The organism is Janthinobacterium sp. SUN176 (assembly GCF_030587335.1).
Lineage (GTDB): Bacteria > Pseudomonadota > Gammaproteobacteria > Burkholderiales > Burkholderiaceae_D > Janthinobacterium > Janthinobacterium kumbetense.
Window position 1 is genome coordinate 240,700 of sequence record NZ_JAPWIA010000001.1, and the last position, 15,096, is coordinate 255,795.

Annotated in this window: 18 protein-coding genes; 14 read left to right on the forward strand and 4 right to left on the reverse strand. The window is 65.2% G+C overall.

From position 1 onward, the window contains the following. Positions 1–4 precede the first annotated feature (4 nt). Together O3299_RS01195 and O3299_RS01200 are read left to right on the forward strand one after the other, a co-directional pair. A complete protein-coding gene (locus O3299_RS01195; protein ID WP_099664848.1) occupies positions 5–196 on the forward strand; it encodes a DUF1427 family protein in 192 nt (63 codons plus the stop codon). Beyond that, positions 193–351 carry a XapX domain-containing protein gene (locus O3299_RS01200; protein WP_077401676.1) on the forward strand — a complete coding sequence of 53 codons (159 nt, stop codon included), beginning with the start codon at positions 193–195 and terminating at the stop codon, positions 349–351. The genes O3299_RS01195 and O3299_RS01200 overlap by 4 nt, the downstream gene beginning before the upstream one ends. A 4-nt stretch (positions 352–355) precedes the next feature. Here the strand turns inward: O3299_RS01200 and O3299_RS01205 are convergent, their stop codons facing one another. The 3 genes from O3299_RS01205 to O3299_RS01215 are packed head-to-tail and all read right to left on the reverse strand — an operon-like array spanning position 356 to position 2,795. After that, entirely contained in the window at positions 356–1,696 is a 1,341-nt protein-coding gene (locus tag O3299_RS01205; RefSeq protein ID WP_305061318.1) for a vWA domain-containing protein, read from the reverse strand. Next, positions 1,696–2,307: a TadE/TadG family type IV pilus assembly protein gene (locus O3299_RS01210; RefSeq protein WP_305061319.1), complete on the reverse strand. Its 612-nt coding sequence runs from the start codon at positions 2,305–2,307 to the stop codon at positions 1,696–1,698. The genes O3299_RS01205 and O3299_RS01210 overlap by 1 nt, the downstream gene beginning before the upstream one ends. Continuing rightward, complete coding sequence (locus O3299_RS01215; protein ID WP_305061320.1) at positions 2,307–2,795, reverse strand: TadE/TadG family type IV pilus assembly protein; 489 nt, start codon at positions 2,793–2,795, stop codon at positions 2,307–2,309. Before O3299_RS01215 ends, O3299_RS01210 begins: the two co-directional genes overlap by 1 nt. 560 nt (positions 2,796–3,355) lie before the next feature. Here O3299_RS01215 and O3299_RS01220 point away from each other — a divergent pair. The 10 genes from O3299_RS01220 (at position 3,356) to O3299_RS01265 (ending at position 12,343) form a co-directional block, all read left to right on the forward strand. Next, positions 3,356–4,045 (forward strand): response regulator transcription factor, encoded by a 690-nt coding sequence (locus O3299_RS01220; RefSeq protein WP_070278647.1) that lies wholly within the window; start codon positions 3,356–3,358, stop codon positions 4,043–4,045. A gap of 204 nt (positions 4,046–4,249) precedes the next feature. Further along, complete coding sequence (locus O3299_RS01225) at positions 4,250–4,423, forward strand: Flp family type IVb pilin (RefSeq protein ID WP_071650303.1); 174 nt, start codon at positions 4,250–4,252, stop codon at positions 4,421–4,423. Positions 4,424–4,539: 116 nt separating this feature from the next. Next, a complete protein-coding gene (locus O3299_RS01230; RefSeq protein WP_305061321.1) occupies positions 4,540–5,100 on the forward strand; it encodes a prepilin peptidase in 561 nt (186 codons plus the stop codon). A 42-nt stretch (positions 5,101–5,142) separates the two neighbouring features. Further along, on the forward strand, positions 5,143–5,970 hold the full coding sequence (gene cpaB, locus O3299_RS01235) for a Flp pilus assembly protein CpaB (RefSeq protein WP_211547013.1): 828 nt from the start codon (positions 5,143–5,145) through the stop codon (positions 5,968–5,970). 27 nt (positions 5,971–5,997) lie between these two features. Further along, a complete protein-coding gene (locus O3299_RS01240; protein ID WP_305061322.1) occupies positions 5,998–7,497 on the forward strand; it encodes a type II and III secretion system protein family protein in 1,500 nt (499 codons plus the stop codon). A 9-nt stretch (positions 7,498–7,506) separates the two neighbouring features. Further along, the gene (locus tag O3299_RS01245) at positions 7,507–7,791 is read left to right on the forward strand and encodes a hypothetical protein (protein ID WP_305061323.1); all 285 of its coding nucleotides are present in this window, start codon (positions 7,507–7,509) and stop codon (positions 7,789–7,791) included. A 37-nt stretch (positions 7,792–7,828) separates the two neighbouring features. After that, positions 7,829–8,989 (forward strand): AAA family ATPase, encoded by a 1,161-nt coding sequence (locus O3299_RS01250; protein ID WP_077401700.1) that lies wholly within the window; start codon positions 7,829–7,831, stop codon positions 8,987–8,989. A gap of 63 nt (positions 8,990–9,052) precedes the next feature. After that, complete coding sequence (locus tag O3299_RS01255; RefSeq protein ID WP_370385294.1) at positions 9,053–10,399, forward strand: CpaF family protein; 1,347 nt, start codon at positions 9,053–9,055, stop codon at positions 10,397–10,399. Positions 10,400–10,405: 6 nt separating this feature from the next. Beyond that, positions 10,406–11,374 (forward strand): type II secretion system F family protein, encoded by a 969-nt coding sequence (locus O3299_RS01260; RefSeq protein WP_289919165.1) that lies wholly within the window; start codon positions 10,406–10,408, stop codon positions 11,372–11,374. A gap of 18 nt (positions 11,375–11,392) precedes the next feature. Beyond that, the gene (locus tag O3299_RS01265) at positions 11,393–12,343 is read left to right on the forward strand and encodes a type II secretion system F family protein (protein ID WP_305061324.1); all 951 of its coding nucleotides are present in this window, start codon (positions 11,393–11,395) and stop codon (positions 12,341–12,343) included. 75 nt (positions 12,344–12,418) lie between these two features. Here the strand turns inward: O3299_RS01265 and O3299_RS01270 are convergent, their stop codons facing one another. Further along, complete coding sequence (locus O3299_RS01270; RefSeq protein ID WP_035826389.1) at positions 12,419–13,201, reverse strand: inositol monophosphatase family protein; 783 nt, start codon at positions 13,199–13,201, stop codon at positions 12,419–12,421. A gap of 195 nt (positions 13,202–13,396) precedes the next feature. Between O3299_RS01270 and O3299_RS01275 the strand changes: the two genes are divergently transcribed. Together O3299_RS01275 and O3299_RS01280 are read left to right on the forward strand one after the other, a co-directional pair. Continuing rightward, a complete protein-coding gene (locus O3299_RS01275) occupies positions 13,397–14,161 on the forward strand; it encodes an RNA methyltransferase (RefSeq protein ID WP_070254993.1) in 765 nt (254 codons plus the stop codon). After that, positions 14,158–15,060 carry a LysR substrate-binding domain-containing protein gene (locus O3299_RS01280; RefSeq protein ID WP_305061325.1) on the forward strand — a complete coding sequence of 301 codons (903 nt, stop codon included), beginning with the start codon at positions 14,158–14,160 and terminating at the stop codon, positions 15,058–15,060. The genes O3299_RS01275 and O3299_RS01280 overlap by 4 nt, the downstream gene beginning before the upstream one ends. The last annotated feature ends 36 nt before the right edge of the window (positions 15,061–15,096 follow it).

The window sequence follows — 15,096 nt, forward strand, 5'->3', positions numbered from 1 at the left end:
AGCCATGCGCTACAAGAAAGTCATCCTGGGCCTGCTGCTGGCCTTTGTCGTGGGATTCGTCTGCCAGCTGGCGCACATCCCCGTGCCGGCGCCGCCCGTGCTGGGCGCCGCGCTGCTGGTGTTCCTGACCAGTTGCGGCTACTGGCTCACGGGCCTGTATTTGCAGCGCCGTGAAACGCAAGGGGAGGCGCCATGAATGTCATGCTGGCAGGATCGGTACTGGGATTGCTGGTGGGGGCCGTGTGCCGCTGGTTCGACTTGCCGTCGCCCACGCCGCCCACGCCCACCGGCGCGGCGATGGTGGTGGCCATGACCCTGGGTTTTGTCGTGGCGGGGCAGTGGCAGGGTTAGGCGCTTATTTGGACAGGCGCAAAATGGCCGAGGCGAGCCGGGTGAAGCAGGGACTCAGGTCGCTGTCGCTGGCGGCATAGCAATACAGGCCCACGGGTTCGGCCGGCTTGCGGCAAGCCGCTTTCGCATCGGTGGTATTGGCCAGGCAGCGCAGCAAGTCTTCGCCCAGCTCGTTGTCCGGCCCTTCCTTGGTTTTCAGCGACGCGCCCATGCCCAGGGTAAAGACGAAAATGCCTTCCTGGCGCGCCTTGGCCGCCATCGCTTCGACCAGGTTGCGCGAGGCGCGGTGTACATTCGTCCATTGCGCCTGCGCCGTAGCGGTGGATGCGGTCACGACGCGGGGCGAGTTGGTGACGATGGGAAACTCGCGCAGCGCCGCGTCATTCGTCGCGTTGTACCATGCGGGAAGCGCGGTGATCTGGCTGGCGGCGCAATCGCCGTATTGGAGCGAGTCGCTCACTTTCATCCTGTACAGGCCCGCCAATGCCGGGTTTTGCAGTTTCGGAAAGGTGGCGAGGCCGCCTGCGTCCTTGCATTTGTTGTCCTTGTTGGGGAAGTACGAGGAAAACGCCGCCGGCGAACCGTCGGAGAAAAACACGATGACGCGCAGGCTGGAGCGGTCGACCTGCGCGATATCGTTCAGCTGCTTGCGCGCCTGGAACATGCCGGCGGACGAGTTGGTGCCGCCGACGAAGGCGAATTGATCGATCTTTCCACCTTTCATGGTCATGCCGCCGCGGTCGAAACCGCGGTCGGTCTGCCTGATCGGGACGTCGATTTGCGCTTCCGAAGCGAAGTGCAGCAAGCCGACCCGGTCGACCGTGGCGTTGAACTTGTTCAGGAAGGACTTGCCCGCCGCCCGCACGGCGTCCGCATTGTGTTCCAGCGAACGCGACGTATCCATCACCAGCACCATGTCCAGGTCCTTGCGGATGGTTTGCGCGCTGGCGGCCACCTCCAGGGTCTTGAAGCCGAGGACGCCCATCAGCGAGACGGGCAGCGAGGCGCTGGCCGAGACGTCGATGGTGACGGTGCCCTTGTCGAACGTGACGTCGACGGGATGGAGGGTCGGCGTCGACAGCAGGAAGTGGTCCGGATAATTGACGTCAAAAAAATCCCTTGCCGACTGGCGCGCCCTGGTCCGCTGTTCTTCTTCCGAGTTGCCCGCAGTGACGCCGCGCGCCGCCGCCAGGCTGGCCGCGTCGACGGCCGCGTTGAGCTTGGCCTTGACGAAGTAGCCGAGGGCCGAATCGATGGCCAGGCCCACGGAGGCGATCAGGACGACGGCCGACAGCGCCACCATGACCAGTACTTGCCCGCCTTGCCGCTGGTGTGGAATGCGCATCAGAATACCGTCATCGAAGTCAGGTTGGGCGCCAGCACGGGCGTCGTGCTGTTGCCAAATTTCAATGTGCCGAACAGCATGTCGAAATTGTAGAAAGTTTCCACGGCGTAAATCAGTTCGCCATCGGCCAGCTGGCTCTGCATCAATGACACCGTGGGGGCGTATTCGTCCTTGGCGATGCCGGTGCACGTGCCATCGCGCCAGCTGCCGCATTGCCACACCTGGCTGGCGGGCAGGTAGCCGCTGGCCTTTGCGCCGGCGTCCCAGCGGTACTGTTCCAGCACGATATTGCGCAAGCCGCTCTGCGCCGTGTAGCCCATGATCTTGGTGATGTAGATCATGCCGCGCCCGTGCATGTCCAGCGGCGGCGTGCTGGCGGCCAGCGCATTCATGATGCCCTGGCTCGAGCCGCTCAGGTCGGACGTGGCGCGCGCGGACAGGTTGGCGCCTTCGCGGCTGATATTGAGCAGGATGGTCTTGGCCTGGATGGCGCGCGACAGGTCAACCAGCATGAATAGCAGCAGCGCCAGCAGCGGCAGCACGATGGCAAATTCCACGGCGGCGATGCCACGCGCGGCGCGGCGCGGAAAACGGAGGGTTGGCGCGCGCATCACAGGCCGCCAAAGCTTTCATTGCGCATGGTGGCCGCCACGACGAAATGCGCCTGGCCGTCGCGGAACAGGGCACGGATCATAGGCGTGGCAAACGCCCAGCGGCAATCGACGGAAATGACGACGATATCGCCGGCCTGGCCGAACATGGCGGCGCCCACCGCATCGCTGCCGTTGACGGAGATCACGGGGCTGACCTTGTCATACATGCCCATGGAGCTGTCGCGTATTTTTTGCATGACGGCGTGGTAGCGCTGCTGGTTGGCGCTGTCGGGGTCGAGATCCTTGGCCCCCGTGACGGCATAGCGCGCCCCTTCGCGCACCGCGTGCTGCATGGTCATATTGGCAAAATAAGCCATGCTCAATTCAATGATGCCGATTATCAGCATGAGAAAGACCGGTGTTATCAGGGCCAATTCGACCAGGGTGGCGCCAGCCTGTCCGCTGTGCTTGCGGAATATGCGGGAATCGGCCTGTTTTAAGCGCATGGGAATAATCCGGTTAAGTTCCGCGATGACGAATGTCGGGCGGATGGCATTGCGCCATTTGACTGGCAATTATTCTATATCGATTTTCAAGGGCGTGTCCGCCATTTAAATTATTACAGGTCAAGATAATCGCAATTAACTGCGTTATTTCAAACGTGCCGGCCCCGTCGCTACAGGGCCGGGAGTAATATGCGCGGGTATGAAAACAGGCCTGGTGTCAGGATTGTCCTGCGTGCAGGCAAGGACTTGTTTTGCAAGGTGATGCAACAAAAATGCTGCAATGTAAGCAACAGCAGCGGTGGCAGCAGCGATGGCGCGCCCGTGGCGCACCCGCCCCGGCCACGCTGCCCATCCATCGGTTCACGCCCGGCATGCGGCGACCGCTGCCCTGGGGCACGCACCGCGTTGGCGCGTGCCGGCCCAAGGCCTCTTCCTTTGTGCCCCCATGACTTCTTTCCCCCGCGTGCGGCAGCAGAAGGCGCGCGCGGACGAGGCAGGCAAGCCGATTCGGATCAACAGCATTCCCCGATGGGAGTGGGCTACAAGTAAAGAGGTAAAGCATGTCAACAAACAATGTCATACGCGTCATGCTGGTGTCGGACCACAAGACCTGGCTGTGGGGCCTGGAGCAGCTGCTCGCCGGCGCCCAGCCCGCGATGCAGGTGGTGGCCAGCTCCACCGAGATCGACAGCGCGCTGCTGCTGGCGCGCACCCTGTGTCCCGACGTCATCGTGCTCGACGCCGATCTTGGCTGCGGCGGCGCCTGCGCCATCGATTATCTGCCGCAGTTGCTGGGCAATGGCGTCTCGCGGGTGCTGCTGTTCAGCGGCACGCAGGACCAGGCAGAGTGCGGGCGGGCCGTGCGCAGCGGCGCGCGCGCGGTGCTGGGCAAGGAAACGTCCGTCAAGCAACTGATCGACGCCATCGCCCGCCTGCATCGAGGCGAATTGTGCCTGGATCCGGCGCTGCTCGACAGCATGCTGGGCGTGCTGAACAAGCCGGAAGCGGCGCCCGACCCGGAAGAGCAGCGGATCGCCAGGCTGACGCTGAAGGAGCGCAAGATCGTGGCCATGATGGTGGAAGGAAATGGCGCGCTGAACCGTGCGATAGCCCAGCGCGCTTTTATCTCGGAGCAAACCTTGCGTAATCATTTGACATCGATCTACAGCAAGCTCGATGTCACCAACCGCCTGGAATTATATGTGTACGCCACCCGCAACCGCCTGGCCGAACCCGTCCATGCGGAATGACAGTACATATGTCCTGATTATAGACAAAAAATTAAGATGGTTTGTACTGGGCATAAAATGACTTTTCTCTGATTCGATTTAATGTTTGTTTATATAAAATACACGCATCAGAAAATGGCAAATAAAAACAAGGATAATGTTTTTATTTTCAGACTGTATTTTCAGTTTTTATCATGTTTAAAACTTGACCTGAAAGGGAATAATATGAATTTCATTAAAAACTTTATCGCCGAAGAAGATGGCGTGACGGCCATCGAATATGCGCTGATCGCTGCGCTGGTGGCTGCGGCGCTGGTCACTGCCGTCGGCTATTTCACCACCGGCCTCGATGGCGCCTTCAAGGCGATCGGCACCAAGCTGACGGGCGCGGCGATCTAAGGCGCCTGCCCACCGCGCTGCACCCCGGCAGGCCGGCTGCCCTTGCGCACCGGCCTGTCGACTTCCCGCCCAACGATGTGCATGCCGTCATGCCATCGGCTTGCATCAGGTACACGATGGACCCTCATTCTTTCTGGACGTTCAGCCCCGCCATGGTCTTGTGGGGGCTGCTTGCCGCGGCGGTCTGGCATGACGTGCGCCGTCGGCGCATTCCCAACCGGCTGGTGTTTTCCGGCGCCTTGCTCGGCGTGCTGCTCAACAGCGTGGCGCTGCCCGGAGTGACGCCGGCCGGGCCGTGGCTGGCGCTGGGCGGTCTGGCCGTCGGCCTGGGCTTGCTGCTGCCCATGTATGCGATGAAGGCGCTGGGCGCGGGCGACGTCAAGCTGATGGCGATGGTGGGGGCTTTTCTCGGTCCCGGTCCCGCCGTGTTTGCCGTGCTGTACAGCCTGCTCGCTGGCGGCGTGCTGGCGCTGGCCGTCGCCCTGTGTCAGGGCACGCTGCGCCAGGCGCTGGCGAATGCCCGGCAATTGCTGCTGCAAGGCTGGCTGCGCGCCGCGGCAGGCGAAGTGCCGCGGGTCGACGCGCCCGCCGTGCCGGGCGGCAAACTGCCGTACGCGATCGCCATTGCCGCCGGCACCGCCATCTGGCTGGCCCTGGCGGCGGGCGGCCATGCATGATGTGCGCGTCCGGAAACCCAAGTTTTACCAAGAGGAAAAATCATGAGAAATAGCCGCGTTGCGATCGTGCTGCTGCTGGCGCTGCTGATGGCGGGGGGCGCCGTGCTGGCGGCGGCGCGCTGGATGTCAGGACAAGGCGCGCCGGCCAGCCAGACGGTGATGGTTGCGCTGGTCGATATCGGCGTGGGCGCGAAGGTGACGCCAGCCATGCTGCGCGGCATGGACTGGCCGGCGGGCGCCATGCCGCCGGGGGCGTTTGGCGAGGCCGGCGCGCTGGACGGGCGCATCACGCGTACCGCCGTCAGCAGGGGCGAGCCTGTGCTGGAAAGCAAGCTCGCGCCGCCCGGCGCCACCGGCGGCCTGTCGGCCATCGTGGCTGCCGGCAAGCGCGCCATGACCGTGCGCGTCAATGACGTGGTGGGCGTGGCCGGCTTCGCCCTGCCGGGCAATTTCGTCGACATTCTCGTGCATACGCAGGATGACCGGGCCAGGCCGGCGGGCGGCGGGCCGCTGGCCATTTCCAAGATCGTGCTGGAACGTATTCTGGTGCTGGCCGTGGCGCAAGAGTCCGGCCGCGACGACAACAAGCCCAAGGTGGTCAATGCCGTGACCCTGGAGCTGACGCCGGAGCAGGTGGAAAAGCTGGACCTGGCGCGCAGCGTGGGCAGCTTGTCGCTGGTGCTGCGCAACCAGGTCGATCCGGCGCCCGTCACCACGGGCGGCGCCACCAAGGAGTCGCTGCTGGAACTGAAGGCGCCGGCGGCCGCGCCGGTGCGCGCGGCGCGGCGCCAGGCGGCCCCGGCACGCGCTCCCGCGCGCGACAGCATCACCGTCATCAAGGGCATGGATACGAGCGTCCAGCAATTTTAAAAATCAGCAGGCAAGCAAGGATGATCGATGAACAAATTTCGTAAGCACGCTGCGGGTGCGGGCATGCGCCTGGCCCTGATGCTGGGCAGCGCGGCGGCAGGCATGGCCTGGCCGGTCAGCGCCAGCGCGGCGGCGCCGGCCAGGCAGGCCGTCATGTCGCCCGTCGCGGCGCCGGCCATGTCGCTGGGCGCCGATATCGCCCGCCTGGGCGCGCCCGTGCGCATCGCCGTGGGCAAGTCCACCTTGCGCAGCCTGAGCCTGCCGGTGTCGCAGATCGCCGTCAACGATCCGCGGGTGGCCGGCGCCAGGATGCTGGGCTCGTCCAGCCAGCTGTTCGTCTGGGGCCTGGCCCCGGGCAGCACCAACCTGATCCTGTGGGACCGGCAGCAGCGCCCCGTGATCGTCGATATCGAAGTCGAGATCGATGTCGAGGGCTTGCAGGCGCAGCTGGCCTATGTCTTCCCTGGCGAGCGCGCCGTCAAGGCCGGCGCGGCCGGCGGCAGCATCGTGCTGTCGGGGCAGGTGAGCGACAGCGTCAAGGCCAGCCAGATCCTGGACATGGCGCAAGCCTATGCGCAGCGCGGCGCGGGCGAAGCGGCCGCGCCGGCCGACGGCGCCGCCAGCGCGGCCGGCGGCGTCAAGGTCATCAACATGCTGACGATCGCGGCGCCGCAACAGGTCATGCTGGAAGTGAAAATCGCCGAAGTGTCGAAGACCCTGGTCGACCAGCTGGGCGCCAGCGTGGGCATCAGCGGCACGCGCGGCAACTGGAGCTACGGCTTGCTGTCGAACCTGCTCAGCGGCAACCCCAGCCAGCTGGGCGCCGTGCACGGCAAGAATGGCAACGGGCTGACGCTCGACGCGCAAAAGCGCGACGGCCTGGTGAAGGTGCTGGCCGAACCGAACATCATGGCCATCAGTGGCCAGGAAGCCAGTTTCCTGGCGGGCGGCAAGATTTTCATTCCGGTCGCGCAAGACAGCACCACCAACAAGATCACGCTGGAAGAAAAGGAATTCGGCATCGCCGTCAAGTTCACGCCCACCGTGCTGGAGGGCGGGCGCATCAACCTGAAGGTGGCGCCGGAAGTATCGGAGCTGAACCGCGAAGGCATCGGCATCACCACCGGCGGGGGCGCCGCCGCCAATGCCGTGTTGCCGGCCTTTACCACGCGGCGCACCACCACCACGGTGCAGCTGTTCGACGGCCAGAGTTTTGCCGTGGGCGGTTTGATCAAGAACAATGTGACGACCAATATCAAGGCCTTGCCCTTCCTGGGCGAGATTCCCGTGCTGGGCGCGCTGTTCCGCAGCAGCGATTTCCAGACCGACCGTACCGAGCTGGTGTTCATCATCACGCCGCACCTGGTCAAGCCGCTCGACGGCGATATCGTCTTGCCGACCGACGCCTATGTGGCGCCCAGCCGCAGCGAGTTCTTCTTGCAAGGAAAAATGGAAGGCGCTGGCGCGCCACGGCCACGGCAGGAAGCGGCCACGCAGAAGGCGCCCGCCGGCCCGGACACTCACTAGGAGCACCTCATGCAGCATTCCCTTTCCCTTTCCCTTTTTCTATCTGTGCTGCTGGCCGCCCTGGCCGCCAGCGGCTGCGCCGCCACGCCGAACCTGGACCGCCAGTTCGGCCGCAGCGTCGAGCAGCTGCGCCTGCGGCAAGTGCTGTCGCCGCAGGCGGGCGCGAACCGCGATCCCGTGGCCGGCATGGACGGCAAGGCCGCCCAGGCCGCCTACGCGGCGTACCAGAAAAGCTTTGCCGCACCCGCGCCGCAAGGGGCCGCCTTCACCATCGGCGTCGGGGCGCGCCAGTGAAGCTGGCACCGTCACCACAGAACCAGCAAGGCATATCGTGAAAATCGCCATCCATTCCACGGATCAAAAAACGCTGTCCGAACTGGGGCGGCTGCTGCGCAGCCGCAACCGGCTCGACGAGATCAACGCGGGCGGCGAAACGCTGGAACCGCTGCAGGCGGCGCAATCGCTGCCCGACGTGCTGATCTTCGACCGCCCGTCGAACGACGGCGCTGACCTGGCCGCCATCGAGCGCCTCAGCAACCAGCATCCGCGCATGGCCTTCATCGTGCTGTGCCACCAGCAGGCGCCTGAATTCCTGCTGCAGGCCATGCGCGCGGGCGTGCGCGACGTGCTGCCGTTTCCCGCCGCGCCGGCCAGCCTGTATGCGGCGCTCGAACGCATCGAGGAAAAGCTGGAGCGGCGCGAGCATGGCAACGGCAAGGTGCTGGCCTTCATCTCCTGCAAGGGCGGCAGCGGCGCCACCTTCATCGCCAGCAACCTCGGTTATGCGCTGGCCGCCGGCGGCCAGCAGCGCGTTGCCCTGATCGACATGAACCTGCATTTTGGCGACGCCTCGCTCTTCGTGTCCGAGAACAAGCCGCTGGCCACGCTGTCCGACGTCACGCGCGACATCCACCGGCTCGACGCCTCGTTCCTGGCATCGAGCATGCTGCACATCCTGCCCAACTACAGCGTGCTGGCCGCGCCCGAGGATCCGGCGCACGCCAGCGAAGTGGCGCCCGAGCACATCGACGCCGTCATCCGGCAAGCCAGGCGCCAGTATGATTTCATCGTGCTCGACGTGGGCCGCAACCTCGACGCCGTCAGCGTGCGCGCGCTGGACCACGCCGACATGATCTTCCCCGTCCTGCAGGCGACCTTGCCGTACATCCGCGACGGCAAGCGCCTGCTGGGCATGTTCCGCTCGCTCGAATACGCGAAGGACAAGGTGCATATCATCGTCAACCGCCACGACAAGGGCGGCGAGATCCGCCTGCGCGACCTGGAAGCGGCGTACGGCACGGCGGTCTACCGCACCGTGCCGAATCACTACGCCTCGGCCGCCGCCTCGGTCAACCAGGGCGTGCCTATCCTGCAGCTCGACAAGGCCAGCCCGATCACCCGCTCGCTGCAGGAGTTCGCCGCCAGCCTGGCCGGCGGCGCGGCCAGCACGGCGCGCCAGGGCTGGCTCGGCCGCGTCCTGCGGCGCGCTTGATCCACGCGCTTGATCCCCATTCCAGAACAGGAGCACTTCATGGCTACTTCCCCCATCGTCGCCTTGTCCATCCGCGAACGGCTCGGCAGCGCCAAGATCGCCGCGCTCGCGCCGCAACGCATGGCCGTCATCGACAACCACGGCTACCGCGACCTCAAGTTGCGCATTCATGGGCTGCTGCTCGAACGGGTCGACCTGGAAAGCATGCAGCGCCTGTCGCAGGAGCGCATCCGCGAAGAATTGCGCGGCCTGGTCGAGCGCCTGCTGGACGAAGAGGCGGTGGTCATCAACGACGCCGAGCGCCGTAGCCTGACGCGCGACATCCAGCACGAGATGCTGGGTTTCGGGCCGCTCGAAACGCTGCTCGCCGATGCCAGCGTGTCGGACATTCTGGTCAATGGCCACAAGCAGGTGTATGTGGAGCGCGGCGGCCGCCTGGAGCTGACCGACGTCTGCTTCGACGACGATGCCCATTTGATGAAGATCATCGACAAGATCGTCTCGCGCGTGGGCCGCCGCATCGACGAATCGAGCCCCATGGTCGATGCGCGCCTGCCCGACGGTTCGCGCGTCAACGCCATCATCCCGCCGCTGGCCATCGACGGCCCCGTGATGTCGATCCGGCGGTTTTCCGTCGATCCGCTGCGCCTGGCCGACCTGGTCGCCTACCACAGCATGACGGCCGAGATGGCCGAGGTGCTGCAGGGCCTGGGCAAGGCGAAGATGAATATCCTCATTTCCGGCGGCACGGGCAGCGGCAAGACCACCATGCTCAACGTGATTTCCGGCTTTATCGGCCAGACGGAGCGCATCGTCACGGTGGAAGACGCGGCCGAGCTGCAATTGCAGCAGCCGCACGTGGTGCGCCTGGAAACGCGGCCCGCGAATATCGAAGGCAAGGGGGAGGTGAGCCAGCGCGCGCTGGTGCGCAACGCGCTGCGCATGCGCCCGGACCGCATCATCCTGGGCGAAGTGCGCGGCGCCGAGGCGCTCGACATGCTGGGCGCCATGAACACGGGCCACGAAGGCTCGATGGCCACCATCCACGCCAATACGCCGCGCGACGCCATCACGCGGCTGGAAAACATGATCAGCATGGCGGCGGCCAACCTGCCCAGCAAGGCTATCCGGCAGCAGATCAGCTCGGCCGTGTCGGTGGTGGTGCAAGTGTCGCGCCTGATCGACGGCAAGCGCAAGGTCACGTCGATCCAGGAAATCACTGGCATGGAAGGGGAAGTCATCACGATGCAGGAAATCTTCAGTTTCCGGCAGACGGGCGTGGCCGAGGGCGGCGCGGTGGTCGGGCATTTCTCGGCCAGCGGCATCCGCCCGCGCTTCCTCGAGCGCCTGAACAGCTTTGGCATCGGCGTGTCGGCCGCCCTGTTCGAACCCACCGCGGCGGGGCGCTGACCGGCCATGCTTTCCTACCTTGTCTATCTGTTCCTTTTCCTGGCCGTGCTGCTGCTGGTGGCTGGCGCCTGGCTGGCGTGGCAAGCGGCGCGGGGAGCGGGCGCGGCGCGGGTGGCGCGGCGCCTGCAAGCCATGTACACGGCCAGCGATGGCGAACAGGCGCTGTCGATCACCAAGCAGCGCCCGCTCAGCGTCCATCCCTTGCTGCACGGCGTGCTGGAAGGCTTGCCCGGCGCGCGGCGCCTCGACCAGCTGCTGCTGCAGGCGGGCATGCGCTGGTTCGTGGCCACTTTTCTGGGCTATTGCCTGCTGGGCGGGACGGCCGGCCTGCTGCTGGCCGGCGCGCTGCCGCTGCCATGGTATGTGCGCCTGGGCCTGGCCGCGGGCGGCGCCGCGCTGCCGTATCTGCTGGTGCGCCGCGCCAGGAGCAAGCGGCTGGTGCGCATCGAGCAGCAATTGCCGGACGCGCTCGACCTGATGAGCCGCGCCATGCGCGCCGGCCATGCCTTTCCCACCGCGCTGAAAATGGTGGGCGAGGAAATGACGGGGCCGCTGGCCGACGAGTTCCGCGCCGTGTTCGACGAAGTCAGTTTCGGCGTCGCGATGGCCGATGCGCTGGGCAATCTGGCCGCGCGCGTGCCCAGCACGGACTTGCGCTATTTCGTCATCGCCGTGCTGATCCAGCGCGAAACGGGCGGCAACCTGACTGAATTGCTGAGCAGCATCAGCGCCATCATCCGCGACCGCCTGAAATTGCTGGGCCAGGTGCGCGTGCTATCGGCCGAAGGGCGCATGTCGGCCTGGGTCCTGGGTTTGCTGCCGTTCGGGGCGGCGCTGATGATGCATTTGATGAATCCGCAGTTTATTGCCGTGCTGTACACGGATGGGGGCGGGCGCAAGATGGTTGGAGTATCGCTGGGCTTGCTGATGCTGGGCGTGATCTGCATCAGAAGAATTATCAATATCCGGGTGTAAGATGAAAGAACAGACACGATGAACACGATGAGTACGGCGCAGCTGGCCTTGCTGGGCCTGCTGTTCCTGATTGTTTTCGCGCTGGCCTTGCTGGTGTTGCGTCTGTGCACGGGCAGTGCCGTGCAGGAGCGGCTGCAGGCGCTGGGCGATGCGGGCGCCGGCGGCGCCGGCGGCGACAGCGGGCGCCATGCCAGGCGGCGCTGGCTGGCGCACGCCGTCAGCCTGACGCGCCCGCTGGCCAGGCTGTCGCTGCCGGACGAGGGCTGGGAAAGTTCGCCCATCCGCAGCCGCTTCGTCCATGCGGGCTGGCGCAGCCAGGCCGCACCTGCGCTGTTTTACGCGGCCAAGACAGGCTTGTTCGTGGGCTTGCCGCTGCTGGCGTATTTTCTGCTGCGCCAGGGCGGACACAATATGCTGCTGTGGCTGGTCGCGGCGGCCGCCCTCGGTTACTACCTGCCCAATGTCTGGCTGTCGCACTGCCTGAAACAGCGTCAGCGCGAAGTGTTCGAAACCTTTCCCGATGCGCTGGACCTGATGACGGTGTGTGTCGAAGCGGGACTGGCGATGGATGCGGCGCTGGCGCGCGTGGCGCAGGAAATCGGCCTGAAAAGCGCCGTCCTGGCCGAAGAGCTGCAACTGGTGACCTTGGAATTGCGCGCCGGCAGCGCCAAGGACAAGGCCTTGCGCAACCTGGCCCTGCGCACGGGAGTGGAAGACGTGGATGCGCTGGTGACCCTGCTGATCCAGGCCGAGCGCTTCGGCACGAGCATCGCCGCGTCGCTGCGCGTGCAGTCCGACCAGCTGCGCACCAAGCGGCGCCAGCGGGCCGAGGAAACGGCGGCAAGGATCGCCCTCAAGCTGCTGTTTCCGCTGATCTTTTTCATCTTCCCCTCGCTGATGGTCGTGCTGATGGGGCCGGCGTTCCTGCAGATCTACCGCGTGCTGCTGCCGGCCATGCGGGGCAGCTGACGACTGGCCGGGGCGAAAAAAAAGCTGCCGGAGTCGCCTCCGGCAGCTTTTGTTACATCAGCGCGGGCCCGGCAATCAGGCGAATGGCGTCAGCAGGGTAATCATCTGGCCAAAGATCTTCGGGCTGGCGGCGATGACGTCGCCCTTGTACAGGTAGTCCGATTCGCCGGAAAATTCACCGACGATGCCGCCCGATTCCGTGATCATCAGGGCGCCGGCGGCGATATCCCAAGGCTTCAAGCCTTTTTCGTAGAAGCCGTCCAGGCGACCGCAAGCGACGTAAGCCAGGTCCAGCGCGGCCGAGCCGGCGCGGCGCACGCCCTGGCTGCGTTCGCCCATGATCGCGTACATCTTCAGGTATTCGTCCAGCGCGCGGGCGCTGCCGGCCACGTAGCCGGTGCCCAGCAGGGCGTTCGAGATGCGGTCCAGCTTGGTGACGCGGATGCGTTTTTCGTTCAGGTAGGCGCCGGCGCCCTTCGTGGCCGTGAACAGGTCGTTGCGGACCGGGTCGTAGATGACGGCTTGCGTGACGACGCCGCGATGCGCGAGGGCGATCGAGATGCAGTATTGCGGGAAGCCGTGGATAAAGTTGGTGGTGCCATCGATCGGGTCGATGATCCACTGATATTCATTCTCGTCGTGCGAGTTGGCGGAAGCTCCCGATTCCTCAGCCAGGAACGCGTGGTCCGGGTAGGCTTTGGACAGCACCTCGATGATGGCTTGTTCGGCCGCCTGGTCGACGTCGGTGACGAAATCGTTATGTTGTTTTTCCGTGACGACGACGCGGTCGAGGTCAAAAGAGGCGCGATTGATGACGGCGGCGCCGCGGCGGGCGGCTTTGATCGCCGTGTTGAGCATTGGGTGCATGTGAGCTTCCGTTAAAAGCACGCGACCGCCCAGCGTCGCCTTTCGGCGCCGGTACGATAGAGTGCAAGAATGAATTAAAGAGCGGAGCGGTGCCGAAGTGGTTAAAATCCCGGCCTGGAGTCAGCGTTTTGTGACTCCGTTTCCCGAAATTTCCTGTATCGATACCGCGCAATAGCGCTATTTTAAATGAATCTGCCCGAAATCAACACGTCTCTTTTCAAACGCCTGCGATTTATTCTTGTCGAAACTAGTCGATCCGGCAACATTGGCGCCGTCGCGCGGGCCATGAAAACGATGGGTTTTTCCGATCTGGTGCTGGTCAACCCCCGCTTTCCCGACGCCTTGACGGACGCGGAAGCGGTGGCTTTCGCCAGCGGTGCGCAGGATATCCTGTCCGGCGCGCGCATCGTCGGCTCCATCGCCGAGGCGCTCGAAGGCTGCAATTACGCGGCGGCCGTCTCGGCCCGCCTGCGCGAATTTTCGCCGCCCGTCACGGCGCCGCGCGCCATCGCCGCGCAGCTGGCGGCCAGCGAGGACTTGCACGCGGCCGTCATCTTCGGCAACGAGCGCTTCGGCTTGCCCAACGAGATCGTCGAGCAGTGCAATGTGCTGATCAACATCCCCGCCAATCCCGAGTATTCCTCGCTGAACCTGTCGCAGGCGGCGCAGGTCGTCGCCTACGAATGCCGCGTGGCGGCCCTCGGCGACGGGCAAATCGCCAGTCCCGTCGGCTTTCACGGCGACGCGGCCAGCCTGGCGCAGGTCGACGGCATGTATGCGCACTTGGAACAGGCGCTGGTGGCCATCGATTTTCTCGACGCCGACAACCCGAAAAAGCTCATGCCACGGCTGAAACGCCTGTTTTCGCGCACGGGGCTGGAAACGGAAGAAGTCAATATCCTGCGCGGCATCGCCCGGCATATCCTGGCGGTGGCGAAAAAAGGCCCATGATAGAAACCCGGCTGCTGCGCCAGTTCATCGCCGTCGCCGAGGAACTCAATTTCCGCCGCGCGGCCGAACGGCTGCACATGGCGCAGCCGCCGTTGTCGCAGGCGATATTGCGGCTGGAAGAAGCGCTCGGCTATCCCGTCTTCGAGCGCACCAACCGCAAGGTCAGCCTGACGCCGGCCGGCACGGCTTTCCTGGCCACCGCCCGCCAGGTGCTGGCCAGCCTGGAAGAGGGCGTGGCGGCCACGCGCCGCGTGGCGCAGGGCATCGAGGGCCACTTGCGCCTCAGTTTCATCCACATCACGCCCTACGCCCACGTACTGACGGCCTTGCGCGCCTTCCGCGCCGCCTCGCCCGCCGTGCAATTCACCTTGCGCGAAGCGTCGACGCAGCAGCAGGTCGAGTGGCTGGAGCGGGGCGAGGTCGATGTCGCGCTGCTGCGCGCGCCCGGTCGCAGCACGCCGGGCCTGCGCTTCGAGCGCCTGTCCGGCGAAGACATCGTCGTGGCGCTGCCGTTGAATCACCGCTGCGCGGGCCAGGCGCGGGTGGACCTGGCGGATCTGGCCGGTGACGATTTCGTCGCCTCGCCGCGCGAACTGGGCCAGGGTTTCCACGACCAGCTGGCCAGCCTGTGCCTGCATGCGGGCTTCGTGCCGCGCGTGGCGCAGCAGGCGCGCCGTTTGCAGACGGTGCTGGGACTGGTGGCGGCCGGTTTTGGTGCGGCCCTGCTGCCGGCCAGCCTGGCGGCGTCCATGCCGGCGGGCGTCGTCATGCTGCCGTTGCACAGCGATGCGCCCGCGCCGCTGCGCCAGCTCGACCTGTACATGGCGTGGGACCCGCGGCGCACATCCCCCGTGCGCGAGCGGCTGCTGGCGCAATTGCGGTACTTTTCCCCGCATTGAGACTTTGAACGTCTCGTTTCAAGATAAATAAGATAT